This is a genomic window from Azotobacter armeniacus, from assembly GCF_054779355.1.
This window is the reverse complement of sequence record NZ_BAAGYK010000007.1, coordinates 21923-48241: the sequence shown is the minus strand read 5'-3', so window position 1 is coordinate 48241 and position 26319 is coordinate 21923. Positions and strand designations below refer to the sequence as shown.

The 26319-nt window shown below is 63.4% G+C and carries 20 protein-coding genes, 2 tRNA genes and 1 pseudogene; 14 read left to right on the top strand and 9 right to left on the bottom strand.

The annotated features are described in order from the left end of the window. Window positions 1-63 precede the first annotated feature (63 nt). The 14 genes and pseudogenes from ftsH (at window position 64) to pnp (ending at window position 14213) form a co-directional block, all read left to right on the top strand. Window positions 64-1974, top strand: a complete 1911-nt coding sequence (ftsH, locus tag ACYVD0_RS02170) for an ATP-dependent zinc metalloprotease FtsH (RefSeq protein WP_460425299.1) — start codon at window positions 64-66, stop codon at window positions 1972-1974. 9 nt (window positions 1975-1983) lie between these two features. After that, complete coding sequence (folP, locus tag ACYVD0_RS02165; RefSeq protein ID WP_460425298.1) at window positions 1984-2847, top strand: dihydropteroate synthase; 864 nt, start codon at window positions 1984-1986, stop codon at window positions 2845-2847. Beyond that, window positions 2844-4181 (top strand): phosphoglucosamine mutase, encoded by a 1338-nt coding sequence (gene glmM / locus ACYVD0_RS02160; protein ID WP_460425264.1) that lies wholly within the window; start codon window positions 2844-2846, stop codon window positions 4179-4181. The genes folP and glmM overlap by 4 nt, the downstream gene beginning before the upstream one ends. Before the next feature lie 100 nt (window positions 4182-4281). Beyond that, a pseudogene (locus tag ACYVD0_RS02155) lies at window positions 4282-4858 on the top strand (triose-phosphate isomerase). Window positions 4859-4860: 2 nt separating this feature from the next. After that, a complete protein-coding gene (gene secG, locus ACYVD0_RS02150; protein WP_460425263.1) occupies window positions 4861-5250 on the top strand; it encodes a preprotein translocase subunit SecG in 390 nt (129 codons plus the stop codon). Between the two features lie 8 nt (window positions 5251-5258). Further along, window positions 5259-5344: transfer RNA gene (locus ACYVD0_RS02145), tRNA-Leu, on the top strand. A gap of 98 nt (window positions 5345-5442) precedes the next feature. After that, window positions 5443-5519, top strand: a tRNA-Met gene (locus tag ACYVD0_RS02140). Window positions 5520-5658: 139 nt separating this feature from the next. After that, window positions 5659-6117, top strand: a complete 459-nt coding sequence (gene rimP / locus ACYVD0_RS02135; protein WP_460425297.1) for a ribosome maturation factor RimP — start codon at window positions 5659-5661, stop codon at window positions 6115-6117. Window positions 6118-6164: 47 nt separating this feature from the next. Next, the gene (gene nusA, locus ACYVD0_RS02130) at window positions 6165-7646 is read left to right on the top strand and encodes a transcription termination/antitermination protein NusA (RefSeq protein ID WP_460425262.1); all 1482 of its coding nucleotides are present in this window, start codon (window positions 6165-6167) and stop codon (window positions 7644-7646) included. 27 nt (window positions 7647-7673) lie between these two features. Beyond that, window positions 7674-10184, top strand: a complete 2511-nt coding sequence (gene infB, locus ACYVD0_RS02125; protein WP_460425261.1) for a translation initiation factor IF-2 — start codon at window positions 7674-7676, stop codon at window positions 10182-10184. A gap of 94 nt (window positions 10185-10278) precedes the next feature. After that, on the top strand, window positions 10279-10668 hold the full coding sequence (gene rbfA / locus ACYVD0_RS02120) for a ribosome-binding factor A (RefSeq protein ID WP_460425260.1): 390 nt from the start codon (window positions 10279-10281) through the stop codon (window positions 10666-10668). 3 nt (window positions 10669-10671) lie between these two features. Next, a complete protein-coding gene (gene truB / locus ACYVD0_RS02115; protein WP_460425259.1) occupies window positions 10672-11589 on the top strand; it encodes a tRNA pseudouridine synthase B in 918 nt (305 codons plus the stop codon). Between the two features lie 90 nt (window positions 11590-11679). Continuing rightward, window positions 11680-11949, top strand: coding sequence for a 30S ribosomal protein S15 (gene rpsO, locus ACYVD0_RS02110; protein WP_460425258.1), 270 nt, complete (start codon window positions 11680-11682; stop codon window positions 11947-11949). A 155-nt stretch (window positions 11950-12104) separates the two neighbouring features. Next, complete coding sequence (gene pnp / locus ACYVD0_RS02105) at window positions 12105-14213, top strand: polyribonucleotide nucleotidyltransferase (RefSeq protein WP_460425257.1); 2109 nt, start codon at window positions 12105-12107, stop codon at window positions 14211-14213. 76 nt (window positions 14214-14289) lie between these two features. Here pnp and ACYVD0_RS02100 read toward each other — a convergent pair whose 3' ends face one another. The 9 genes from ACYVD0_RS02100 to ACYVD0_RS02060 form a co-directional block, all read right to left on the bottom strand. Next, the gene (locus tag ACYVD0_RS02100; RefSeq protein ID WP_460425256.1) at window positions 14290-14592 is read right to left on the bottom strand and encodes a DUF2845 domain-containing protein; all 303 of its coding nucleotides are present in this window, start codon (window positions 14590-14592) and stop codon (window positions 14290-14292) included. Window positions 14593-14600: 8 nt separating this feature from the next. Further along, complete coding sequence (locus ACYVD0_RS02095; RefSeq protein ID WP_460425255.1) at window positions 14601-17531, bottom strand: DUF748 domain-containing protein; 2931 nt, start codon at window positions 17529-17531, stop codon at window positions 14601-14603. A gap of 158 nt (window positions 17532-17689) precedes the next feature. Next, window positions 17690-19627: an acetate--CoA ligase gene (acs, locus tag ACYVD0_RS02090; protein ID WP_460425254.1), complete on the bottom strand. Its 1938-nt coding sequence runs from the start codon at window positions 19625-19627 to the stop codon at window positions 17690-17692. A gap of 132 nt (window positions 19628-19759) precedes the next feature. Next, on the bottom strand, window positions 19760-21424 hold the full coding sequence (pgi, locus tag ACYVD0_RS02085; RefSeq protein WP_460425253.1) for a glucose-6-phosphate isomerase: 1665 nt from the start codon (window positions 21422-21424) through the stop codon (window positions 19760-19762). Between the two features lie 125 nt (window positions 21425-21549). After that, window positions 21550-21930 (bottom strand): aspartate 1-decarboxylase, encoded by a 381-nt coding sequence (gene panD / locus ACYVD0_RS02080; protein ID WP_460425252.1) that lies wholly within the window; start codon window positions 21928-21930, stop codon window positions 21550-21552. Between the two features lie 91 nt (window positions 21931-22021). Further along, the gene (panC, locus tag ACYVD0_RS02075) at window positions 22022-22879 is read right to left on the bottom strand and encodes a 4-phosphopantoate--beta-alanine ligase (RefSeq protein ID WP_460425251.1); all 858 of its coding nucleotides are present in this window, start codon (window positions 22877-22879) and stop codon (window positions 22022-22024) included. Next, on the bottom strand, window positions 22876-23676 hold the full coding sequence (gene panB / locus ACYVD0_RS02070) for a 3-methyl-2-oxobutanoate hydroxymethyltransferase (RefSeq protein ID WP_460425250.1): 801 nt from the start codon (window positions 23674-23676) through the stop codon (window positions 22876-22878). The genes panC and panB overlap by 4 nt, the downstream gene beginning before the upstream one ends. An 81-nt stretch (window positions 23677-23757) precedes the next feature. Then, a complete protein-coding gene (gene folK / locus ACYVD0_RS02065; RefSeq protein ID WP_460425249.1) occupies window positions 23758-24270 on the bottom strand; it encodes a 2-amino-4-hydroxy-6-hydroxymethyldihydropteridine diphosphokinase in 513 nt (170 codons plus the stop codon). Window positions 24271-24272: 2 nt separating this feature from the next. After that, window positions 24273-25673, bottom strand: coding sequence for a polynucleotide adenylyltransferase PcnB (locus ACYVD0_RS02060; RefSeq protein ID WP_460425248.1), 1401 nt, complete (start codon window positions 25671-25673; stop codon window positions 24273-24275). Window positions 25674-26319: the final 646 nt, after the last annotated feature.

Here is a 26319-nt window from a genome sequence, read left to right as displayed (position 1 = left end):
GGTAGCTGTACCGGCCGTCATGCAGGGACTGGCTCCGTCCCAGAGGGTAGTTAATTGAACGATATGGCAAAGAACCTGATTCTGTGGTTGATCATCGCGGCCGTTCTGGTGACCGTGATGAACAACTTTACCAATCCGAGCGAGCCGCAGACGCTGAATTATTCGGACTTCATCCAGCAGGTCAAGGACGGCAGGGTCGAGCGGGTCACCGTGGATGGCTATATCATCACCGGCCAGCGGATAGACGGCGACAGCTTCAAGACGGTCCGTCCGGCGATCCAGGATGGCGGTCTGATCGGCGATCTGATCGACAACAATGTCCAGATCGAGGGCAAGCAGCCCGAGCAGCAGAGCATCTGGTCGCAGTTGCTGGTGGCTAGCTTCCCGATCCTGGTGATCATCGCCGTATTCATGTTCTTCATGCGCCAGATGCAGGGCGGTGCCGGTGGCAAGGGCGGGCCGATGAGCTTCGGCAAGAGCAAGGCGCGCCTGCTCTCGGAGGATCAGGTCAAGACCACCTTTGCCGATGTCGCCGGCTGTGACGAGGCCAAGGATGAGGTCAGCGAACTGGTCGAGTTCCTTCGTGATCCGGGCAAATTTCAGCGCCTTGGCGGGCGCATTCCCCGCGGCGTGCTGATGGTCGGCCCGCCCGGCACCGGCAAGACGCTGCTGGCCAAGGCGATCGCCGGCGAGGCAAAGGTTCCGTTCTTTACCATCTCCGGTTCCGATTTCGTTGAAATGTTTGTCGGTGTCGGTGCCTCGCGTGTTCGGGACATGTTCGATCAGGCCAAGAAGCACGCGCCCTGCATCATCTTCATCGACGAGATCGATGCCGTTGGTCGTCATCGTGGTGCCGGACTCGGTGGTGGTCATGACGAGCGGGAGCAGACTCTCAATCAGTTGCTGGTGGAGATGGACGGCTTCGAGATGAACGACGGCATCATCGTCATCGCCGCAACCAACCGTCCCGATGTGCTTGATCCTGCGCTGCTGCGTCCGGGTCGCTTCGACCGCCAGGTGGTGGTCGGTCTGCCAGATATCCGCGGCCGCGAGCAGATCCTGAAGGTGCACATGCGCAAGGTTCCAATGAGCGAGGATGTCAATCCGGCGGTCATCGCCCGTGGTACTCCCGGCTTTTCCGGTGCCGACCTGGCCAACCTGGTGAACGAGGCCTCGCTGTTCGCTGCGCGCGCCAACAAGCGTACCGTCGAGATGCGCGAATTCGAGCTGGCCAAGGACAAGATCATGATGGGCGCCGAGCGCAAGACCATGGTCATGTCCGAGAAAGAAAAGCTCAACACGGCATACCATGAGGCCGGACACGCAATCGTCGGCCGGCTGGTGCCCGAGCATGATCCGGTCTACAAGGTATCGATCATTCCACGTGGACGCGCCTTGGGCGTGACCATGTTCCTGCCGGAGGAGGACCGCTACAGCTTGTCCAAGCGGGCACTGGTCAGTCAGATCTGCTCGCTGTTCGGCGGGCGCATCGCCGAGGAAATGACCTTGGGTTTCGAGGGGGTTACCACAGGCGCGTCCAATGACATCATGCGTACCACTCAGATAGCACGGAACATGGTGACCAAGTGGGGGCTTTCGGAAAAGCTGGGTCCGTTGATGTATGCGGAAGAGGAGGGAGAAGTGTTTCTCGGTCGTACTGCTGCGGCCCAGCACTCTAACGTTTCAGCCGAAACTGCCAGGCTGATCGATCAGGAAGTACGCAATATCATCGACCAGTGTTATGGCACAGCCACGCAGTTACTGAGAGATAACCGCGACAAGCTGGATAAGATGGCGGAGGCATTGATGAAGTACGAAACCATCGATGCCGATCAGATTGAAGACATTATGGCGGGGCGCACCGTTCGCGAGCCGAAGGACTGGCAGGGTGGTTCCGGTTCATCTGGAACATCGGCATCCCAGGGGGCTGATCGACCCGGAACCCCGATCGGGGGGCCTGCTGGGGAACATTAAGGCTTGAAAATGACCTTGCCGCCTTCGCCCCGGTTGCCTTGCGGCAACCGGATTCTTGATTTATCGCGTTCCCATGTAATGGGCATTCTCAATGTAACGCCGGACTCGTTTTCCGACGGGGGGCGCTTCAATGGGCTCGAAGCTGCACTGAACCATGCGCGAAGCATGGTTGCTGCCGGAGCCACGCTGATCGATATCGGGGGCGAATCGACCCGTCCCGGTGCTCGCATGGTGGCGGCGGACGAGGAGCTGGAGCGTGTCGCGCCCGTCGTCGAAGCCATTGCGGCCGAGCTGGACGTAGTCATTTCAGTGGACACCTCGACTCCGGCGGTGATGCGCGAGACGGCCCGGCTGGGAGCCGGCCTGATCAATGACGTCCGCTCGCTGCAGCGGGAGGGCGCTCTGGAGGCGGCGGCGGAGAGTCGGCTGCCTGTCTGTCTGATGCATATGCTGGGAGAGCCGGGCACCATGCAGCAGAATCCCCGCTATGGAGATCTGCTGGGCGAGGTGCGCGGCTTTCTGCTTGGGCGCATGCAGGCGTGCGCTGCGGTAGGGATTCCGGCCGAGCGTCTGCTTCTGGATCCAGGCTTTGGTTTTGCCAAAACGCTGCAGCACAATCTGCTGTTGTTCAGGCACATGGAAATGCTGCACGAGCTTGGTCGTCCGCTGCTGGTCGGCGCCTCCCGAAAGAGCATGATCGGTCAGGTATTGGGGTGCGAGGTCGGCCAGCGCCTGAATGGCAGTCTGGCCCTGGCGGCATTGGCCGTGGCCAAAGGCGCGCATATCGTGCGTGTGCACGACGTGGCGGAAACGGTCGAGGTGGTACGAATGATCGATGCCGTGGAGACGGCGGAATGGGGGAGGGGAAGTTGAGTAAAAAATATTTCGGCACCGACGGCATTCGTGGGCGGGTAGGTGAGTACCCCATCACGCCGGACTTCATGCTCAAGCTGGGCTGGGCCGCTGGCAAGGCTTTTCGTCGCCAGGGTGTATGTCGCGTGCTGATTGGCAAGGATACCCGCATATCTGGCTACATGTTCGAGTCGGTACTGGAGGCGGGGCTCTCCGCCGCCGGTGCCGATGTGTTGCTGCTCGGGCCGATGCCAACGCCGGCCATCGCCTATCTGACGCGTACCTTCCATGCCGAGGCTGGCATCGTCATCAGTGCCTCGCACAACCCGCATTATGACAATGGCATCAAGTTTTTTTCCGGGCAGGGAACCAAGCTGCCGGACGAGCTTGAGCTGAATATCGAGGAATTGATCGATACGCAGATGACGGTGGTCGATTCGGCCCAGTTGGGCAAGGTCTCACGCATCAACGATGCGGCCGGGCGCTATATCGAGTTCTGCAAGAGCAGTGTGCCAACCGGCACCAGTTTTGCCGGCCTCAAGCTGGTCGTGGACTGCGCCCATGGCGCGACCTACAAGGTTGCGCCCAGCGTGTTCCGCGAGTTGGGCGCTGAGGTGGCGATTCTGGCGGCACAGCCCAACGGGTTGAACATTAACGACCGCTGTGGTTCGACGGATATCGTCGCGTTGCAGGCCGAAGTGCTCATACAGCGGGCCGATCTTGGTATCGCCTTCGATGGCGATGGTGACCGCGTGCTGATGGTCGATCACACTGGATCCGTGGTCGACGGCGATGAGCTGCTCTTTCTCATCGCGCGCGATATGCAGGAGCATGGCAGGCTGCAGGGGGGCGTCGTCGGCACCTTGATGAGCAACCTTGGGCTGGAGTTGGCCCTGCAGGACATAGGGATCCCGTTCGAGCGGGCGAAGGTCGGTGACCGCTATGTCATGGCCGAGCTGTTGGCCCGCAATTGGCAGCTGGGCGGTGAGAGCTCCGGGCATATTGTCTGCTGCCATCATGCGACAACTGGAGACGGCATCATCGCGGCGCTGCAGGTACTGATGGCCTTGAAGCATCGCGGACAGAGGCTCGCAGAGGCGCGCCAAGGGATGCGCAAGTTTCCGCAAGTGCTGGTCAATGTGCGCTACGCGGGCGACAAGGATCCTGTGAGGCATCCGGCGGTGCAGGAGGCCTGCGAGCGCGTGACCGAGCTGATGGCGGGGCGCGGTCGAGTGCTGTTGCGCAAATCGGGCACCGAACCCTTGGTGCGGGTGATGGTCGAAGGCGACGATGAAAGCCAGGTGCGAGTCCATGCGGATCACTTGGCAAAGATTGTTGCGGATGTATGTGCTTGATTCACTTGCTAGTTCATTCTGGTTTGTATAGTATCTGCGCCCACTTTGATTGATGAGGTGATGCATGCATGTGTCACCCTTGGTTGCCGGTAACTGAAAAATACACGGTACCCGCGCCGGCGTTGCAGAGTTGACCGAAGGTTTGTGTCAACAGGCTCTCCGAGTGATGTTGAGGTATTGGTTTTTCCTGTCTGTCTGCATGTCGAGCAGGTCGTGGGCGCTGGTTGGGCGCTCCGAGTGGCGCCAGTTTCTGGGTGAAAGCGATGGGGTGGTCTGTCGCAAGTTCGCAGCTGCTCAGGCCTGTGGTTTGACTCCGGTTCTCTATGTTGGCGAGACACTGGATTAGCGCGTGGCGGGGGAGGCTCTTGCTGTTGTGGCTTGGGGGTTGGGGTTGGCGCATTCGCGAGCGGTTGTTGCCTATGAGCCCGTGTGGGTGTTGGTGCCGGCCTGACGGTTTCGTCTGGGCGGGCTCAGGAGGCTCGTGCTGCGTTCGTTCGCAGATCGCGGCGGCTAATGCGAGGGTCGGGCAGGGTTTGCGAATTCTGTATGGTGACAGCGTCAAGTCGGCAAATGCGGCTGTGTTGTTTGGTATGCCGGATATCGATGGGGGGCTAGTTGGTGGGGCCTCCCTCAATGCGGATGAATTCGGCGCGATCTGTCGTGCTACAGGTAACTGAAAATGCTGGAAACAGAAACGATCGTTATCGTCTTTCACCTGTTGGCGGCGCTGAGCGTGGTTGTGCTGGTTCTGGTTCAGCGGGGCAGGGGGGCAGAGGCAGGCGCTTCTTTTGGTTCTGGTGCGTCGGCTACTGTTTTCGGTAGCCAAGGTTCCTCTACCTTTTTGAGTCGCGTTACTGCTATACTCGCCACCGCTTTTTTCCTGACTAGCCTTGGGCTGGGCTTTCTGGCCAAGGAAAAGGCTGGCTCATTGAGTCAAGCTGGCCTGCCGGATCCGGCAGTGCTGGAGGTTCAGCAGAAGAGGCCGGCAGCTGAGGATGTGCCAGTGCTTGAGGAGCAAAAGCCTGCCGATGATGCTGTCGATGTGCCGCGAGCTCCCGAGCAGAAGTAAAGGTTTTTGCCGAGGTGGTGGAATTGGTAGACACGCTACCTTGAGGTGGTAGTGGCCATAGGCTGTAGGGGTTCGAGTCCCCTCCTCGGTACCAAATCAAGAAGCCCGCTCTGATCAGCGGGCTTTCTTGTCGGCGGAAGTCAGGTTGACCGGAACTTAGGTTCAGACGTATACTTTCGCTCCAGGTTTTGACGCGGGGTGGAGCAGTCTGGTAGCTCGTCGGGCTCATAACCCGAAGGTCGTTGGTTCAAATCCAGCCCCCGCAACCAGTTGTCGCAGAAGCCCCTTCTCAAGGGGCTTTTTGCTAGGTAGAGGCAAGTGCCGGTAAGCGGCGCACATGGCGAAGATGATGAAGGGAATGGGCGTTTCGCCCATTTTTTATTTGCACAGCATGCGCGAGGGGTTCAAGTGTCGAGCAAGCTAGAACAGTTGCAGGCCTTGTTGGCCCCGGTGGTCGAGGCGCTCGGCTATGAATGTTGGGGCATCGAGTTCCTGTCACAGGGGCGCCACTCGCTGCTGCGGGTCTATATCGATCATGCCAACGGCATCCTCATCGACGATTGCGAAAAGGTGAGTCGCCAGATCAGCGGTGTACTCGATGTGGAGGATCCGATCAGCAATGAGTACACCCTCGAGGTTTCTTCTCCTGGGATGGATCGGCCGCTGTTTACCCTTGACCAGTTCGCCCGCAATGCCGGCGAGCAGGTGAGGATCAGGCTGCGCTCCCCCTTTGAGGGGCGGCGCAACTTCCAGGGGCTCCTGCGTGGCGTCGAGGATCAGGATGTAGTGGTGTTGGTGGACGACCACGAGTTCCTTTTGCCGATCGATCTGGTCGATAAAGCCAATATCATTCCCCGTTTTGACTAAGACGCGGATCCCGCGGGTCCCAATGGATTGCGAAAGGCGAGCGTACGATGAGCAAAGAAGTACTGCTGGTAGTTGAGTCGGTGTCCAACGAAAAGGGCGTTCCGGCTGGTGTGATTTTCGAAGCCCTGGAGCTGGCGCTGGCCACTGCCACTAAGAAGCGCTACGAGGGCGAAGTCGATCTGCGCGTGCAGATCAATCGCCAGAGCGGTGCGTACGACACCTTCCGCCGCTGGACCGTCGTTGAGGATGATCTGCTGGAAAACCCGGCCGCCGAGCTGACGCTCGAGGAGGCTCAGGAGCGCAAGCTCGATGCCGCGCTGGGTGATGTGCTTGAAGAAAAGATCGAATCCATCGAGTTCGGCCGTATCGCTGCGCAGATCGCCAAGCAGGTGATTGTGCAGAAGGTGCGGGAGGCCGAGCGCGCCCAAGTGGTGGATGCCTATCGCGAACATGTGGGCGAGATCATTTCTGGTAGCGTGAAGAAGGTGACCCGTGACAATGTCATCGTCGATCTCGGCAACAACGCCGAAGCGCTGCTAGCGAGAGAAGATATCATTCCGCGCGAGACCTTTCGTGTCGGTGCGCGGGTGCGCGCCCTGCTGAAGGAGATTCGCCCGGAGAACCGCGGCCCGCAGCTGATCTTGTCGCGCACCGCGCCGGGCATGCTGATCGAGCTGTTCCGCATCGAAGTTCCGGAAATCGCCGAGGGGCTGATCGAGGTGAGGGCTGCCTCCCGCGATCCGGGGTCGCGCGCCAAGATCGCCGTGCGCTCCAAGGACAAGCGCATCGACCCCCAGGGGGCCTGCATCGGCATGCGCGGTTCGCGTGTGCAGGCCGTTTCCGGCGAGCTGGGTGGCGAGCGTGTCGACATCGTGCTGTGGGACGACAACCCAGCCCAGTTCGTAATTAATGCCATGGCTCCGGCTGAAGTGGCGGCGATCATCGTCGATGAAGATGCCCATGCGATGGATGTCGCCGTGGCCGACGACAACTTGGCCCAGGCCATTGGTCGCGGCGGGCAGAACGTACGATTGGCCAGCCAGATGACCGGCTGGACCCTGAACGTGATGACCGAGGCCGACATCCAGGCCAAGCAACAGGCCGAGACCGGCGACATTCTGCGCTCCTTCGTCAAGGAGCTAGAGGTCGACGAAGAGCTGGCCCAGGTACTGGTGGAGGAAGGTTTCACCGGCCTAGAAGAGATTGCCTATTTACCCATGGAGGAGATGCTCGCCATTGATGGCTTCGATGAGGAAATCGTCAACGAATTGCGCGCACGCGCCAAGGACCGCTTGCTGACCAAGGCCATTGCGACTGAAGAAAAGCTGGCGGAAGCCCATCCGGCCGAAGACCTGCTCTCGCTCGAGGGCATGGAAAAGGAGCTGGCGGTTGAGCTGGCGATGCGCGGGGTGATTACTCGCGAAGACCTGGCCGAGCAGTCGATCGACGACCTGCTCGACATCGACGGCATGGATGAAGAGCGTGCCGGCAAGTTGATCATGGCCGCCCGAGCCCACTGGTTCGAGTAAGCATTAGCGGCCTGAGGAGAGAGATGCATGACGCAAGTCACGGTGAAAGAACTGGCCTTGGTGGTCGATACACCGGTCGAGCGCCTGCTGCAGCAGATGCGTGAGGCAGGCCTGTCGCATACCAGCGCCGAGCAGGTAGTGACCGATAATGAAAAGCAGGCCCTGTTGGCTCACCTCAAGAGCAGCCACGGAGTGAAGCTGGAGGAGCCGCGAAAGATCACCTTGCAACGCAAGACCACGACCACCTTGAGGGTCGCCGGCAGCAAGACCATCAGCGTCGAGGTGCGTAAGAAGAAGACGTATGTCAAGCGCAGCCCGGACGAGCTCGAGGCCGAGAAGCAGCGCGAACTGGAAGAGCAGCGGGTCGCCGAGGAAGCCGCCGCGCGCCAGAGGGCAGAGGAGGAGGCCAAGCGCCGCGCCGCCGAGCAGGAGGCGCAGCGCCAAGCCGAGCAGGCAGCTGCCGCGGCTGTGCTGGAGCGGGAGCCTGCACGGAGCGGAGCGGCCGAGCCCGTACCCGCGCCTGCGCCGGCTGCTGCCGAAGAGCGCAAGCGGGAAGAGCCGCGCCGTGTTGAGAAGGAGAAGGTGCGTAACGTCGACGATGAGCGTCGTGAGCGTAAGAATGCCCAGCATCGCCCCTCGATCAAGGACAAGGCGCCAGTTGCCCGTGCTGCGGTGCGCAATGTTGATGAAGAGGGCGACGGTTTCGGTCGCCGTGGTGGCCGTGGTGGCAAGTCCAAGCTGAAAAAGCGCAACCAGCATGGCTTCCAGAGCCCGACCGGTCCTGTCGTTCGCGAGGTGACCATCAGTGAAACCATCACGGTCGCCGAACTGGCCCAGCAGATGTCGGTTAAGGCGGCCGAGGTCATCAAGTTCATGTTCAAAATGGGCACTCCGGTGACCATCAACCAGGTGCTCGACCAGGGAACCGCGCAGCTGGTGGCTGAGGAGTTGGGCCACAAGGTCAAGCTCGTCAGCGAGAATGCCTTGGAAGAACAGTTGGCCGAATCCCTCAAATTCGAGGGCAAAGCCGAGTCGCGCGCGCCAGTGGTCACAGTCATGGGGCATGTCGACCACGGGAAGACCTCGTTGCTCGACTACATCCGCCGCACCAAGGTGGCGACCGGCGAGGCAGGTGGCATCACCCAGCATATCGGTGCCTATCACGTGGAGACCGATCGCGGCATGGTCACCTTCCTCGACACTCCCGGCCACGCCGCGTTTACCGCGATGCGTGCCCGTGGTGCCAAGGCCACCGACATTGTCATTTTGGTGGTGGCAGCCGATGACGGCGTGATGCCGCAGACCGAGGAGGCCATCCAGCACGCCAAGGCGGCCGGCGTGCCGATTGTTGTGGCGGTGAACAAGATCGACAAGCCGGAGGCCGATCTGGACCGGATCAAGAACGATCTGGCTGCGCGCCATGTGATTCCAGAAGAGTGGGGTGGCGATACCCAGTTCGTCCCCGTCTCGGCCAAGGTCGGTACCGGTATCGATGCTCTACTGGAAGCCGTGTTGCTGCAGGCCGAAGTGCTCGAACTGAAAGCCACGCCGTCGGCCCCAGGCCGTGGCGTGGTGGTCGAGTCGCGCCTGGACAAGGGGCGCGGTCCGGTGGCGACAGTGTTGGTGCAGGACGGTACCCTGCATCAGGGCGACATGGTGCTGGTCGGCGTCAACTATGGCCGAGTACGAGCCATGCTCGACGAGAATGGTCTACCGATCAAGGAGGCTGGCCCCTCGATTCCGGTCGAGATCCTCGGCCTGGACGGTACGCCGGATGCCGGCGATGAGCTGACCGTGATCGGCGACGAGAAGAAGGCGCGCGAAGTGGCCCTATTCCGGCAGGGCAAGTTCCGCGAGGTCAAGCTGGCCCGCGCGCATGCCGGCAAGCTGGAAAACATCTTCGAAACCATGGGCCAGGACGAGAAGAAGACTCTGAACCTCGTCCTCAAGACCGATGTGCGCGGCTCGTTGGAAGCCCTGCAGGGTGCTCTGGGCGATCTGGGCAACGAGGAAGTGCAGGTGCGCGTGGTCGGCGGTGGCGTCGGTGGCATCACCGAGAGCGATGCCAACCTGGCTCTGGCTTCCAATGCCGTGCTGTTCGGCTTCAACGTGCGTGCCGACGCCGGCGCGCGCAAGATTGTCGAGCAGGAAGGCCTGGACCTGCGCTACTACAACGTCATCTACGACATCATCGAGGATGTCAAGAAGGCGCTGTCGGGCATGCTGGGCAGCGAAGTGCGGGAGAACATTCTGGGCATCGCCGAGGTGCGTGACGTGTTCCGCTCGCCGAAGTTTGGCGCCATCGCCGGCTGCATGGTGGTCGAGGGTAACGTCCATCGCAACCGTCCGATCCGCGTGCTACGCGACGATGTAGTGATCTTCGAAGGCGAACTGGAGTCCCTGCGCCGCTTTAAGGACGACGTGTCCGAAGTGCGGGCCGGCATGGAGTGTGGTATCGGCGTGAAGAGCTACAACGACGTCAAGGTCGGCGACAAGATCGAAGTGTACGAGAAGGTCCAGGTGGCGCGCTCGCTCTGATGCGCGCGCAAGCACGAAGCTGGAAGCGCGAAGCTGGAGGCTGGAAGGCTTTCGGTCTTCGGCTTCCAGTTTTTTGGCTTATGAGAGGCGAGATATGGCCAAAGACTACAGTCGCACCCAGCGCATTGGCGATCAGATGCAGCGTGAACTGTCTCTGCTGATCCAGCGTGAAATCAAGGACCCGCGCCTCGGCATGGTCACCATTACCGCTGTCGAGGTCGCTCGCGATCTGTCCCATGCCAAGGTGTTCATCACCGTCATGGGCAAGGAAGACAGCGGCGAGGAGGTCAACCGGAACCTGGAGATTCTCAACGAGGCGGCCGGCTTCCTGCGCATGCAGCTGGGCAAGGCGATGAAGCTGCGCAGCGTCCCGCAGCTGCACTTCAACTACGACGCGAGCATTCGCCGGGGTGTCGAACTGTCCGCGCTGATCGAGCGCGCCGTGGCCGAAGACCGGCTGCATGCCGGCAAGGGCGAGGAGTAAGGCGTGGCCCAGGTCAAACGTATCCGCCGCAAGGTCGACGGCATTCTGATTCTCGACAAGCCGCACGGACTGACCTCCAATGCCGCGCTGCAGAAGGTCCGCTGGCTGCTGAACGCGGAGAAGGCCGGGCATACTGGCAGTCTCGATCCGCTGGCCACCGGCGTGCTGCCGTTGTGCTTCGGCGAGGCGACCAAGTTCTCCCAGTACCTGCTGGATGCCGACAAGGGCTACGAGACTCTGATGCATCTCGGGGTGAGCACCACCACCGGGGATGCCGAGGGCCAAGTGCTCGAGCGGCACGATGTGCAGCTCGAGCGCGATGCGTTGGAGGCGCTGCTGGCGAATTTCCGAGGCGAGATCAGCCAGATTCCCCCCATGTACTCGGCACTCAAGCGCGGCGGGCAGCCGCTCTACAAGCTGGCCAGGGCCGGCGAGGTGGTGGAGCGCGAGGCACGTTCTGTTAATATTACATGTTTGGATTTGCTGGCCTTCGAGCCGCCGTTCGCGCGTTTGGCGGTAGCCTGCAGCAAGGGTACCTATGTCCGCTCCCTGGTCGAGGACATTGGCCAGGCGCTCGATCTCGGGGCACATGTCGCGGAGTTGCGTCGTACCCAGGCCGGACCCTTCGGGCTGGCCCAGGCGGTTAGCCTGGAGACCCTGGAGCAGGCCCACGCAGAGGGCGGCAACGAGGCTCTGGACCGCTTCCTGCTGCCATCGGACAGCGGTCTGGAGCACTGGCCTGCGCTGCAGCTCTCCGAGCACAGCAGTTACTACTGGTTGCACGGGCAGCCGGTACGCGCACCCGAGGCGCCGAAATTCGGCATGGTTCGGGTACAGGATCATACGGGCCGCTTCATCGGTATCGGTGAAGTGAGCGATGACGGGCGCATTGCGCCACGTCGACTGATTCGGTCGGAATGATCGATGCGAGGGTGGCTGTCAGCAGGCATGGTCATTCCTCTTCTACCCAACACGGGATATGTCCCGGCCTGTTCACTCTAGGAGCCCATCATGGCACTGAGCGTCGAAGAAAAAGCCCAGATCGTCAACGAGTACAAGCAAGCTGAAGGCGATACCGGTTCCCCGGAAGTGCAGGTTGCCCTGCTGACCTTCAACATCAACAAGCTGCAGGAACACTTCAAGGCCAACGGCAAGGACCACCATTCCCGTCGTGGCCTGATCCGCATGGTCAACCAGCGCCGCAAGCTGCTGGACTACCTGAAGGGTAAGGACACCACTCGTTACAGCGCCCTGATCGGTCGCCTGGGTCTGCGTCGCTAAGGCGCGCGCCAAGCTGGAAGCGGGAGGCTGGAAGTGAGACATCGGGCTTGCTTCCAGCCTTTTGCTTTCGGCTTCCCCCTCTTCAGGAGGCTCGCCGGGTCCGATTCCCGCCTTTCTGACGATTTCCCCCGAGCAACAAAGAGAAGGAAAATACCGTGAATCCGGTTATGAAGACATTCCAGTTCGGCCAGTCGACCGTCACCCTGGAAACCGGCCGCATCGCCCGCCAGGCCTCCGGCGCCGTGCTGGTCACCGTCGACGAGGACGTGACCGTACTGGTCACCGTGGTTGGCGCCAAGCAGGCCGATCCGGGCAAGGGCTTCTTCCCGCTGTCCGTGCATTATCAGGAAAAAACCTATGCAGCCGGCCGCATCCCTGGCGGTTTCTTCAAGCGCGAAGGCCGTCCGAGCGAGAAGGAAACCCTGACCTCGCGGTTGATCGACCGGCCGATCCGTCCGCTGTTCCCGGAAGGCTTCATGAACGAGGTGCAGGTGATCTGCACCGTGCTTTCGACCAGCAAGAAGACCGATCCGGACATCGCCGCGATGATCGGCACTTCCGCCGCCCTGGCGGTTTCCGGGATTCCCTTCAGCGGACCGATCGGCGCCACCCGTGTGGGTTACCACGAGGAAACCGGCTATCTGCTGAACCCGAACTATGAACAGCTCAAGGCTTCCCGCCTGGACATGGTGGTGGCCGGTACCGAATCCGCCGTGCTGATGGTCGAGTCCGAGGCTGAAGAGCTGACCGAGGACCAGATGCTGGGTGCCGTGCTGTATGCCCACGAGGAGTTCCAGGCGGTGATCCGCGCTATCAAGGCGTTCGCTGCCGAGGCTATCCGTCCGGCCTGGAACTGGGAGCCGCCGACCGAGCCGACCGCGCTGCTCGAGGCCATTCGCGCTGGGTTCGGCGAGGCGATCTCGCAGGCCTATACCATCACCCTCAAGCAGGCGCGCTACGGCCGTCTGGACGAGCTGCGCGAGCAGGCCGTGGCCAAGCTGTCCGGCGATGCCGAGGGCCAGCCGTCCGCTGGCGAGGTGAGGGACGCCTTCGGTGAGATCGAATACCGCACCGTGCGCGAGAACATCGTCGACGGCAAGCCGCGCATTGACGGTCGTGACAACCGCACAGTGCGTCCGCTGAAGATCGAGGTCGGCGTGCTGCCGAAGACCCACGGTTCGGCCCTGTTCACCCGCGGCGAGACCCAGGCGCTGGTGGTGGCCACCCTGGGTACCGCGCGCGATGCCCAGGTGCTCGACACCCTGGAAGGCGAGCGCAAGGACAGCTTCATGCTGCACTATAACTTCCCGCCATTCTCGGTGGGTGAGTGCGGCCGCATGGGCAGTGCCGGCCGTCGTGAGATCGGCCATGGCCGTTTGGCCCGCCGCGGTGTGCAAGCCATGCTGCCGAAGGGCGATGAGTTCCCCTACACCGTGCGCGTGGTGTCGGAAATCACCGAGTCCAACGGCTCCAGCTCCATGGCTTCGGTCTGCGGTGCCTCTCTGGCGCTGATGGATGCCGGCGTGCCGATGAAGGCGCCGGTGGCCGGTATCGCCATGGGCTTGGTCAAGGAAGGCGAGCGGTTCGCCGTGCTGACCGACATCCTCGGCGACGAGGACCACCTGGGCGACATGGACTTCAAGGTGGCCGGTACCGCCAAGGGCGTCACCGCGCTGCAGATGGACATCAAGATCCAGGGCATCACCGAGGAGATCATGGAGATCGCGCTGAACCAGGCACTCGAAGCCCGCCTGAACATCCTCGGCCAGATGAGCCAGGTGATCGCCCAGTCGCGCAGCGAACTATCGGTCAACGCCCCGACCATGCTGGCGATGAAAATCGATCAGGACAAGATCCGCGATGTGATCGGCAAGGGTGGTGCCACCATCCGTGCAATCTGCGAGGAAACCAAGGCCTCCATCGACATCGAGGACGACGGCTCGATCAAGATCTTCGGCGAAACCCGGGAAGCGGCAGAGGCGGCCAAGCAGCGCGTGCTGTCCATTACCGCAGAGGCCGAGATTGGCAAGATTTACGTCGGCCGGGTGGAGCGCATCGTCGACTTCGGTGCCTTCGTCAACATTCTGCCGGGCAAGGATGGCCTGGTGCACATCTCGCAGATCAGCGACCAGCGCATCGAGAAGGTTACTGATGTGCTCAAGGAAGGTCAGGAAGTGAGGGTGCTGGTGCTCGACGTGGACAACCGCGGCCGCATCAAGCTGTCGATCAAGGACGTCGCCGCTGCCGAAGCCTCCGGCATCTGATGTCGTAACTTCCAGTTGGAAAGGAAGAGGGCCCTGCGGGGCCCTCATTCGTTTGGGAGCAGAAGCGCCGGCCGGCTCACTGGCTGCGGCGGCTGTCGATATCGACCAGGCGGTTGCCTTCGAAGCGCAGAAAGTAGTGCATGCCGTTGCGTGGGCCGTAGACCCATTCTTCCACCACCAGCTCATGGTGAAAGCCCCAGCCGTCGCGCCGTTCGCGATAGCCGAGTAGATCGCGGCTGACCGGCTCGCCGCATTTGGCCAAGACTTCGTGAGTGGAGTCACCGGTGCTGATCAGGCGGCTCTCGCAGCGCAGGCTGGCGGCGAGGAGCAGTGCCGGAGCCAGGCCGAGCAGCGCGGCGAGCAGGCGCAGGAGATTCATTCGCGCACCTATTCGCTGGCCAGCTGTAGAGGGACGCTGACGCGCTCGCCGGCGGGCGCCTTGCTGACGCCGACATCCAGCTGGTAGATGCGCTGGTCGTCCAGGCCGACCTGTTCGACCAGGTAGGCCTTGATGCTGGTGGCGCGCGCCTGGGCCAGTTGGCGAAGCAGCAGCGTGCTGTCAGCCCAGTCGGTCAGCACGGCTTCGCGCAGCCGGGCGGCGCGCCGCTTCTTGTCCAGCCCGCTCCATTCCGCCGGCGGCTGTCGTTTCAGGCGGCTGCGGTAGATGCCCTCCAGCAGTGGCCCTTTCTTTCCCTCGGGTACCTTCAGCCCATCGGCGCTGGCCGGCACGCGCTCGCCCCGCCGCTGCAGAATGCTGTAGTAGAGCTTCCGGTATTCGCGCTCCAGGCGCTGTTCCGCCAGCAGGGGGCCGTCGCTGGCCTGAGCGCTCATGCCTTCGACCTCCAGGCGCAGCTGCGGACGCTCCTTCAGGGCCTTGCCGAGGGCATCCAGGTTGCGCTGCGCGGTAGCATCCAGTTCGCTACTGCCTGGCCTGAACTCGACCTGACTGAGATCGGCTTCGCCGTCGACGAGCCCGGCAATGAACTTGAACGGCGCTTGCGCCGTGCGCAGTACCAGATTGCGCAGGGTTTGCCAGACGATGGGCATGACTCTGAATTCGGGGTTGTTCAGATCGCCCTTGACCGGCAGGTCGATGGCGATCCGTCCCCGGCTGTCCTTCAGCAGGGCCACCGCCAGGCGGATTGGCAAGTCCACCGCGTCCGGACTGTCGACCTGCTCGCCCAGTTGCAGCTGCTCCAGGACCAGGCTGTTCTCGGCGTTCAGCTGGCCCTTGTCGATGCGGTAGTGCAGGTCCAGGTTGAGCCGGCCCTTGCGGATGCGATAGCCGGCGAACTTGCCGGAGTAGGGGGTCAGGGTGGTCAGCTCGACGCGCTGGAAGCGGGTCGTGATGTCCAGGCTTTCGAGCGGATCGAAGGGGGTCAGGCTGCCTTTGATGCTGACCAGAGCGTAGCGGTCCACCTTGCCCTTGACGTCCACCGTGGCCGGCTTCTGCCGGCGGTTGTCCAGGCTGCCGATGCGCCCGTTGAGCTGCTGGATGGCGGTGGCGAAGTTGGGTTTCAGGCTGAAGTCGGCGAAGTTGGCCGAGCCGTCCTTGATCTCCACCGCACCAATGTGGATGCCCAGCGGCTGAGCGGCCGTTTTCTCCGTGGGGTGCTCCGTGCCTTTTTGTGTCACCTGGGCTGGCTGCTTTTTCCCTTGGGGAATAAGCAGTTCGCTGACGTTGGTGCTCAGGTCCTCGTTGACGATGAAGCGGGCATAGGGCTGCTCGAGCACGATCCGCTCGATACCCAGCTGCTCGCCATGACGGTAGCTGAGGTTCTCGAGGGTCAGCTGTTGCCACTTGACGAAGTCGCGGTTCTTCAGGGTATCGAGGGTATGCAATTGTTTGACGGTGGCACGGCCGTCGACCTGCAGGGCCAGCTTTTCGCCGCCTTTCAGGTCGATTTTCAGGGCGCTGTCGAGTTGCCCGCTGCGCAGTTCCAGGCGAATAAACGGGGCGAGATAGGCTTGCGCCGGGCGTAGGTCCAGATCGCGGCTGTCGACCTGCAGTTGCGCGGCGAGAGGGCTCAGCCGTACTTGGCCGGCGGCCTTGAGCTGGCCCTCTCGGTCGATACCGCTATCCAGTTCGAGATGGAAGGGGGTCTGGCCAAGGCTGTCAAAGTCGCGCAGGGCGAGATCCAGCGGGCCGACCTGGAGCTCCACGCCCTGCTCCGGCACCCGGTCGGCCAGATGCAGGCGACTGCCGCGCAGGCGGACATCCGCCAGCAGGATCTGCCAAGGCTTGCCGGGTTCTTTGTCGGGTTTGTCGGGCTGTTTATCCTTGTTTTTGACGTCGCTCTGCTGTCCGGACGTGCTGGGGGCGAACAGTTTCTGCCAGTCCAGCTCGCCATCGGCCTCGCGGGCCGCCCAGGTTTCCAGTCCCTGGCCCTGCAGTTGGCCGATCGATACCTGGCGCCTAGTCAGATCGAGCGAGGTCTTGCCGATCTTCAGGCTCTGCAGGCGTGCCAGGGGACGGCCATCCGGCGCCTCGAGGGCAAACGGGGCGAGCTTGAAGACTGCATTCTGCAGTTGCAGCTGGACGCCTTCCGCCAGGTCCAGCCGGTAGTCGCTGCTCAGGCTGAACATGCCCTTCTCCAGCACCAGGGGCGCGGCATCCCGCACATAGGGCCACCAGGGACGCAGGCTGGCCTGATCGATGCCCAGTTTGCCGCTGGAGCGCAGCGGAACCAAGGTGAGCTGCCCGCGCCAGTCGATCCGCCCGGCATTCGGGTCGCTGGCCTGCAGATTCAGCTCGGCTGTGTCGTTCGGCAGGGTGCCGAGATGGCGCAGCTCGAGGGCGAGGTCGTTATAGCGGGCCTCGACCGGCTCGCTCGGCCGTCGGTCCTGAAAGTGCAGCTGGCCGCCCGTCAGCAGGAAGTGGTCGAGGCGTACTGGAAAGAGGGCTCCAGCGGACTCTTCCGCCTTCTCCGGAGAGGGCGCCGGAAGCTTGAACAGGCGGGCCAGATTGAGCGCGCCCTGCTTGTCGAACAGCACTTCCACCTGCGGGCGTTCCAGTTGTATCTCGGCCAGATGCAAGTGGCCGCGCCACAGGCTGTCCCACTTCAGCTTGCCGTACAGGCGTTCGAAGGCCAGCTGTTCGCGGCCTGTTTCGCCGAGGCGCAGTCGGTGCAGGGTCAGCTCCAGGGTGAAAGGGTTGAATTCCAGGCGCTCGAGGCTGGCGGGCTGGGTGACGAAGCGGGGCAGTTGCCGGTTGATCGCCTGCTGGGCAACGCCAGGGAGAACGAGGAAGCCGAGCAGGCTGTAGAGGGCGGGCGCGATTGCCAAGGTGGCGAGGGTGGGCTTCAGTCCTTTGGGCATGGAGATGCATCTTTTCCGGCAATACATGGCTGGGAGTATGGCATGGGGTCCCTGTTCCCCGAAGCCAACCCGGCCGCGCTTTGTTCCATCGGGAGGGACTGGGAAGGAAGCGGGGCAGGTGTCCCTCCCCCCGCTTCCTGCCTCCCCTTGCGCCGGCCTCAGCGGTTCAGGCGACTGTCGATCAGCTCCTGGAGCACCGAGGGATCGGATAGTGTCGAGGTATCGCCCATGTTGTCCAGTTCGTTGCAGGCGATCTTGCGCAGGATGCGCCGCATGATCTTGCCCGAGCGGGTCTTCGGTAGGCGCGGTGCCCATTGCAGGAACTCCGGCTTGGCGAAGCCGCCGATCTCCCGGCTGACCAGGGCGATCAGTTCCTGCTTGAGCGCATCGTCGGGCTGGCTGCCGGTCACCAGGGTGACGAAGGCATAGATGCACTGACCCTTGACGTCGTGCGGGCAGCCGACCACGGCGGCTTCGGCGACGCCGTCGTGGAGCACCAGGGCGCTTTCCACTTCGGCAGTGCCGATACGGTGGCCCGACACATTGATCACGTCGTCGACCCGGCCGGTGATCCAGTAGTAGCCGTCCTCGTCCCGGCGCGCGCCGTCGCCGGTGAAGTAGTAGCCGGGGTAGGGCTTGAAGTAGGTGTCGATAAGCCGCTGGTGATCGCCGTAGATGCTGCGGATCTGGCTCGGCCAGCTGGCCTTGATCGCCAGCACGCCGGCGCCGGGGCCGTCGATCTCATGGCCCTTGTCGTCGAGCAGCACCGGCTGCACGCCGAAGAACGGACGGGTCGCCGAGCCGGGCTTGAGCAGGGTGGCGCCGGGCAGCGGGGTGATCATGATGGCGCCGGTCTCGGTCTGCCACCAGGTGTCGACGATCGGGCAGCGGCTCTCGCCGACCACGTGATAGTACCACTCCCAGGCTTCCGGGTTGATCGGCTCGCCTACCGAGCCGAGCAGGCGCAGGCTGGCGCGCGAGGTTTTCCTGACCGGACCTTCGCCGTCGCGCATCAGCGAGCGCAGTGCGGTGGGAGCGGTATAGAAGATGTTTACCCGATGCTTGTCGACCACCTGCCAGAAGCGTGAGGCGTCCGGATAGTTCGGTACACCCTCGAAGATCAGGGTAGTGGCGCCGTTAGCCAGCGGACCGTAGACGATGTAGCTGTGCCCGGTGATCCAGCCGATGTCGGCGCTGCACCAGTAGATGTCGCCGTCGTGGTAGTCGAACACGTACCTGTGGGTCATCGCCGCCTGCAGCAGGTAACCGCCGGTGCTGTGCAGCACGCCCTTCGGCTTGCCGGTGCTGCCCGAGGTGTAGAGGATGAACAGCGGGGCTTCGGCATCCATCGGCTCGGCCGGACAGTCGGCGCTGCAGCCCGGCACGGCCTCGTGGTACCAGAGGTCGCGTTCTTCGCTCCAATCAATGTTGCCCCCGGTGCGCCGCACCACCACGACGCTGGAGACATTCGGGCAGCTCTGCAGGGCCTTGTCGGCATTGCGCTTGAGCGGGACTGTCTTGCCGCCGCGCACGCTTTCGTCGGCGGTGATCAGGAGGCGGCAGTCGGCATCGAGGATGCGGTCGCGCAGCGCCTCGGGGGAGAAGCCGCCGAACACCACCGAGTGGATGGCACCGATGCGGGCACAGGCGAGCATGGCGTAGGCGGCCTCGGGAATCATCGGCAGGTAGATGCAGACGCGGTCGCCCTTGCCGACACCGCGGCTTTTGAGCAGGTTGGCCAGGCGGCAGACCTGTTCGTGCAGCTGGCGGTAGGTGATCTGCGCGGAGTCGGCAGGATTGTCGCCCTCCCAGATGAGCGCCACTTGATCGCCGCGCCGTTCCAGATGCCGGTCGATGCAGTTGTGGGCGACGTTCAGCTGGCCACCTTCGAACCAGTTGGTCTGGCCCTTGCTCATGTCCCCGCGATGGACGTTCTGCCAGGGTTTGAACCAGTCGAGGAAGGCTTCGGCCTGTTCGGCCCAGAAGCTGTCCGGCTGCTCGACCGATTGCCGGTACAGACGCAGGTAGTCGTCATTGTCCAGCCAGCTGTGCTGGCGCGACGCTTCGCTGACGGGATGGTTGGCGATTTTGAACATGGTGGTTCCTTGTTGTTGTGTGTCTGCGAGTGACCGTAAGCGTGGACCTGCAGGTTCCCGGGTTCAAGTCTCCGAAGGGGGGCGGGAGAGGGGGCGGCGCAGGCCGGGCGGAGCCTGCGCCTCGGGCCTGAGTCAGCCGCGGTGACGGCCACGGAAGTAGTCGATCAGGCCTTGGGTCGAGGCATCCTCGTCCGGCGCCTCGTCGTGGCCGGTCAGACGCTGGTAGACAGTCTTGCCGAGCTCCTTGCCGAGCTCGACGCCCCACTGGTCAAAGGCATTGATGCCCCAGATGACGCTCTGCACGAATACCTTGTGTTCGTAGAGTGCGACCAGCGCGCCGAGGCGCCGCGGGCTGACGCGCTCCATCACCAGGGTGTTGCTCGGCCGGTTGCCGGGGATCACCTTGTGTGGCGCCAGGCGCTTCACTTCCGCTTCCGCAAGGCCCTTGCCGCGCAGTTCGGCCTCGGCCTCCTCGCGGCTCTTGCCGAGCATCAGCGCCTGGCTCTGCGACAGGCAGTTGGCATACAGCCACTGATGGTGGTCGGCGACCGGGTTATGGCTGACCACCGGCACGATGAAGTCCGCCGGGATCAGCAGGGTGCCCTGGTGCAGCAGCTGGTGGTAGGCGTGCTGGCCGTTGCAGCCGACGCCGCCCCAGATTACCGGGCCGGTGTCGCAGGATACCGGGCTGCCGTCCTGGCGCACGCTCTTGCCGTTGGACTCCATGTCCAACTGCTGCAGATGCTGGGTGATGTTCCGCAGGTAGTGGTCGTAAGGCAGGATGGCGTGGCTCTGCGCGCCCCAGAAGTTGCCGTACCAGACGCCGAGCAGGGCGAGCAGCACCGGCATGTTGCTTTCGAAGGGGGCGCTCAGGAAGTGCTGGTCCATGCTGTAGGCGCCGGAGAGCAGATCCTTGAAGTTGGCCATGCCGATGGCCAGGGCGATCGGCAGGCCGATCGCCGACCAGAGCGAATAGCGGCCGCCGACCCAGTCCCACATCGGGAAGATGTTCTCATCGCGGATGCCGAAGGCTACCGCCGCCTCGACATTGCTGGAGACGGCGATGAAGTGACGGTGCAGCTCGCTTTCCGTGCCGCCCTGGGCCAGGTACCAGGTGCGCGCGGCCTGGGCGTTCTTCAGGGTTTCCAGGGTGCCGAAGGATTTCGAGGAGACGATGAACAGGGTGGTTTCAGCGCGCAGGCGGCTGGACAGTTCGTGGAATTCGCTGCCGTCGATGTTCGCCAGGTAGTGGCAGCGCACGCCGCGCTGGGCGAACGGCAGCAGGGCCTCGGAGACCAGCTGAGGCCCCAGGAAGGAGCCGCCGATGCCGATGTTCACCACGTCGGTGATGGGCTTTTCCGAGTAGCCGCGCCACAGGCCGTCATGGATGCGCCCGACCAGCTCGGTCATCTGGTTGAGTACCCGGTGTACCTGGGGCATCAGGTTCACGCCGTCGACCACCAGGCGGTCGCCGACCGGGCGGCGCAGCGCGGTGTGCAGCGCCGGGCGGCCCTCCGAAGCGTTCAGCGCCTCGCCCTCGAACAGTGCATGGATGGCCCTTTCCAGCCCGGCCTCCCGCGCCAGGCGCACCAGCAGGCCGCGAGTCTCCTGGGTCAGCAGGTTCTTCGAGTAGTCGAGAAACAGTCCGCTGCTGCTCAAGGAAAACTCTGTGAAGCGCTGCGGATCGCTCTGGAAGGACTCGCGCATGTTGAAAGACTGCATGGCTTCGCGATGCTGGCGGAGCGCCTCCCAAGAGGTCAGGGTCGTCACATCGAGAGGGTGCTGGTGGTGCGACATGGGATTCTGCTTCCTTTGGGTCGGTTCGGATAGCAAAAAGCCCGGAGTATTCCGGGCTTTTCGGGGAGATGCTTGCAGCAGAAGTTGCCCAGCAAAAGGAAGGGCCGGAGGCCTGCGCGGGCGACTCAGGCGACCTGGACCGGGATCGCATTGCTGGTATGGCTGAGCACGTTGCCGGGAGCCATGTAAAGCATGCGCGGCTTGTGGCTGGCCAGCTCCGCCTCGCTGTAGTGGGCATAGGCACAGATGATCACGCGGTCACCCTTCTGCGCCTTGTGCGCGGCGGCGCCGTTCACCGAGATCATCTTCGAGCCGTCTTCGGCGCGGATCGCGTAGGTGGTGAGGCGCTCGCCGTTGTCGACGTTGTAGATCTGGATCTGTTCGTACTCGCGGATGCCCGCCAGATCCAGCCATTCCCCATCGATGGCACAGGAGCCTTCGTAATCGAGCACTGAGTGAGTCACCTCGGCACGGTGCAGTTTGGCCTTGAGCATGATGGCATGCATGGCTATTCCTCTTCATGTTCCACAAGCAGCGGATGAGTCTGCCTCAACCGCATAGGGTGATCAAGAAAGCGGTCCGTCAGACCTTAGTCGTTCAGTCGCTGGCGAGATCGACGGACAGGTTGTCGATCAGGCGGGTATTGCCCAGATAGGCCGCGCCGAGCACCACCAGTCGGTGGTCCCCTGCGCTCGCTGGACGCAGGCCGGCGGCTTCGCGGATCTCCAGGTAGTCCGGGCGGAAGCCGGCCTGCTGCAGCGCCTCCAGTCCTCGGGCGCAGAGCCTGGCGAAATCCCGCTCGCCGGCCTGGATGGCGGTGCTGGTGTCGCACAGGATGCGGTACAGCGCCGGCGCCACGCTCCGCTGTTCGTCGTCCAGGTAGCCGTTGCGCGAGGACAGCGCCAGGCCGTCGGCGGCGCGCACGGTGGGTTCGCCGAAGATCTGGATCGGCATGTTGAGATCGCGCACCAGGGCGCGGATCACCGCCAGCTGCTGGAAGTCCTTCTCGCCGAACAGGGCGATGTCCGGCTGGGCGATGTTGAACAGCTTGGTCACCACGGTGGCGACGCCCTCGAAGTGGCCAGGGCGTATCGCACCGCAGAGTCCCTCGGAGACGCCGGGAACGGAAATGCGCGTCTGCTTCTGCATGCCGTCCGGATACATTTCCTCGGCAGTGGGGGCGAACAGCAGGTTGCAGCCGCCTTCGAGCAGCTTTTCCTGGTCGGCGGCGAGGGTGCGCGGATACTTGTCCAGGTCCTCGGCCGGGCCGAACTGCAGGGGGTTGACGAAGATGCTGGCGACCACGAAGTCGGCACGCTGACGGGCCTTGTCCACCAGGGCGACGTGGCCGGCGTGCAGGTTACCCATGGTCGGTACCAGGGCGATGCGCTTGCCTTCGCCGCGGGCCCGGGCGATGGCGGCGCGCAGTTCGCGGACGGTCTTGAGGGTGATCATGCGGAAAATCCGTGTTCGGCTGCGGGGAATTCGCTTTGCTTGACTGCGCTGACGTAGGCGGCGAATGCCGCCTGGATGCTGTCCTGGCCGGCCATGAAGTTTTTCACGAACTTTGGCGTGCGTCCGCTCAGGGACAGGCCGAGCATGTCGTGCATGACCAGCACCTGGCCGTCGGTGGCGGCGCCAGCGCCGATGCCGATGACCGGGACGCCCGCAGCCTGGGTGATCTGCTCCGCCAGCGGGCTGGGCACGCACTCCAGCAGTAGCATGGCGGCGCCAGCCCGCTCCAGGGCTTGGGCGTCGGTGCACAGCTGGTGTGCCCGGCCCTCGTCCCGACCCTGTACCTTGTAGCCACCGAACAGGTTCACCGACTGCGGGGTCAGGCCCAGATGCACGCATGCCGGGATGCCGTTCTCGGCCAGGCGCGTCACGGTTTCGCACAGCCAGGCGCCGCCTTCCAGCTTGACCATGTGGGCGCCGGCGCGCATCAGCGTGGCACTGCTTTCCAGCGCCTGTTCCAGGGTCGCGCAGGCCATGAACGGTAGGTCGGTGACCACCAGAGCGCCGCGGTTGCCGCGCTTGACACAGGCGGTGTGGTAGGCCATGTCGGTCACGCTCGTCGGCAGGGTGCTGTCGTGACCCTGCAGGACCATGCCGAGGGAGTCGCCGACCAGCAGCACCTCGACGCCCGCCTGGCACGCGGTTTGGGCGAAGGTGGCGTCATAGCAGGTCAGCATGGCGATCTTTTCGCCGCGCTGCTTGAGGCCTTGCAGGGTGGTCAGGGTTACATCGGGCATGTCGGTTTCGTCCTCATCGGCATCGGTCGGCACCAGTGCGGAGCAATGGGAGGCCTATAGTCCAGATGGGGGGGCTTCAAGTCAATTGGAGCTTTGGCGGCCCGGCTCATGGTCAGCGCGACGGCGCAGCCCCTGCAGCGGGCAGGCGGCGAGCAGTTCGTCGAGCGGACGGCCGTCCGGCAGGCGCAGTCCAGGGGCGATCTCGGCCAGTGGATAGAGCACGAAGGGCCGCGCCTGCAGGTGGTAATGCGGTACGGTCAGGCGCTCCCCGTGCAGCTGGCGGTTGCCGAACAGCAGGATGTCCAGATCCAGGGTGCGCGCTCCCCAGCGCTCCGCCTTGCGCACCCGGCCCTGCTCCCTCTCGATCGCCTGCAGGGCGTCGAGCAGTTCGAGGGGCTCCAGCGTGCTGTCCAGTGCGGCGACGGCATTCACGTAGCACGGCTGGTCGGCCGGCCCCAGCGGCTCGCTGTCATAGAGGGAGGAGACCGCCACCAGGCGCGTGCGCGGCAGTGCCTGCAGGGCGGCGAGGGCCGCGCGCAGCTGCTCGGTAGGGCCGGCCAGATTGCTGCCCAGGCCGATATAGACGCGCTCCATGTTCAGTCTTCACCCGGCGCGCTGCCCGCGCTCGAGCCGCGGCGACGTCGGCCGCCACTGCGGCGGCGTTTGCGCGGTGTGGCGCCGGCTTCGTCCTTGCTGCCGATGGCGCGGATCATGCCGCGCCTTTCGCTGTCGCTGGCTTCCTGGTAGTCGGTCCACCAGTCGCCCAACCCGCCGGTCTGCTCGCCGGCCTCCTCGCGCAGCAGGAGGAAGTCGTAGCCGGCGCGGAAGCGCGGGTGCTCGAGCAGCAGGTCGGCGCGCTTGCCCTGGCGGCGCGGCAGGCGTTCCTGCATGTCCCAGATTTCCCGGGCGGGCATGGTGAAGCGCTTGGGAATCGCGGTGCGCCGGCATTGCTCGGTAATCACCAGGTGGGCCGCTTCCTGCAACGCAGGGATCGGCGGCATACCGCGCTCCTGCAGCTCCAGGGCTCGCGGCGGCAGGGCCGGCCAGAGCAGGGCGGCAAACAGGAAGGCGGGCGTCACCGTCTTGCCCTGCGCGATGCGCTCGTCGGTGTTGGCCAGCGCCTGGCGGATCAGCCGGCCGGCGTAGCCCGGGTTGCGCTCCAGGGCCACCGCGCTGGCGGGGAACAGCGGGGCGAACAGGTCGTGTTCGAGCAGCAGCTCGAAGGTGTCCTCGGCGTAGCCGGACAGGAACAGCTTGAGCACCTCGTCGAACAGACGGGGCGCGGGGATGTCACGCAGCCGCGGGGCCAGCCGGCGGATCGGCGCGGCGCTGTGCTGCTCGATGTCGAAGTCGAGCTTGGCGGCAAAGCGCACGGCGCGCAGCATGCGCACCGGGTCCTCCAGGTAGCGCTGCTCGGGATCGCCGATCAGGCGGATCAGATGATTACGGATATCGTGCACGCCGTGGGCGTAATCGAGGATGCGCTCGTGGGTGACGTCGAAATACAAGGCGTTGATGGTGAAGTCGCGGCGCTGGGCATCCTCTTCCAGGGTGCCGTAGACGTTGTCGCGAAGGATCCGGCCGCTTTCATGGCGCGCCGCCAGATGGCTGTCTTCGTCGTCCTCGTCGTCTTCCGGGTGGTGGGCGCGAAAGGTGGCGACTTCGATGATTTCCCGGCCGAAATGCACATGGGCCAGCTTGAAGCGGCGGCCGATCACCCGCGCATTACGGAACTCGGCGCGGACCTGTTCGGGGGTGGCGCTGGTGGCGACGTCGAAGTCCTTGGGCTCGATGTCGAGCAGTAGGTCCCGCACGCAGCCGCCGACGACATAGGCCTGGTAGCCAGCGTTCTGCAAGCGCTCCACCACGCTGACGGCATGGCGGCTGATGTCGGTGCGGCGCAGCGGATGTTGCTGGCTGCCGAGGATTTCCGGCGTGCTGCGCGGATGGGTGCGGTTCAGGGATAGGCGAAAGGACTTGAACAGCTTCTTCAGCATCGGGGTGCACTGCTTGACGGAGTGATCGGCCAGAATGAGCTTGACCGCGGAATGGCTGCGGATTCTAGCATCGGTGCAGGAGGATGTACGAAACCGGAGTGGCCGTCGAACGCAGAAAGGGAGCCGAAGCTCCCTTTCAAATCGAAGTGCGTTCTTTGTTCTTGTTCTGTTTCGGGCGTGTTGTTCTTGTTGTATGCCCGTCCCGGTTGGCTCGTGGGCTCCGGGATGGCCCCCAACAGGGGAGCCAATAGCAAACGGATTTCTTTGGTCGCTGATGTTGCCTGGGTCATGCCGACCCACCAGTTCGGGTGCTGCCTCGGGGCAGTTTTGTTGTTCTCGGCCTGGCTGCGGGCTTCGCCCGACAGGCATGTGTCTACTCCAAAAAAATCGGTTGGCCCCGTCTCTGCGTCGTTGTTCTTGTTAGGCTGGAGTCGTGTCAGTCGTTTTCATTATGAGTGGTACGTCTTGTTATTGTTGTTGTGTGGATTAATAAAGCAGGTGTCGTGCCATGATTGAAAAATTCCTTATTAAACAGTACTTTGAATATATGTTGCCGAAAGGCGGGAAGCAGGCAGTCGAGGTTTGGTTACCTGTCGCCCCGGTTTCTGTTACCACTTTTGTCGTGGGTAACAGCCTGCTCCCGGCC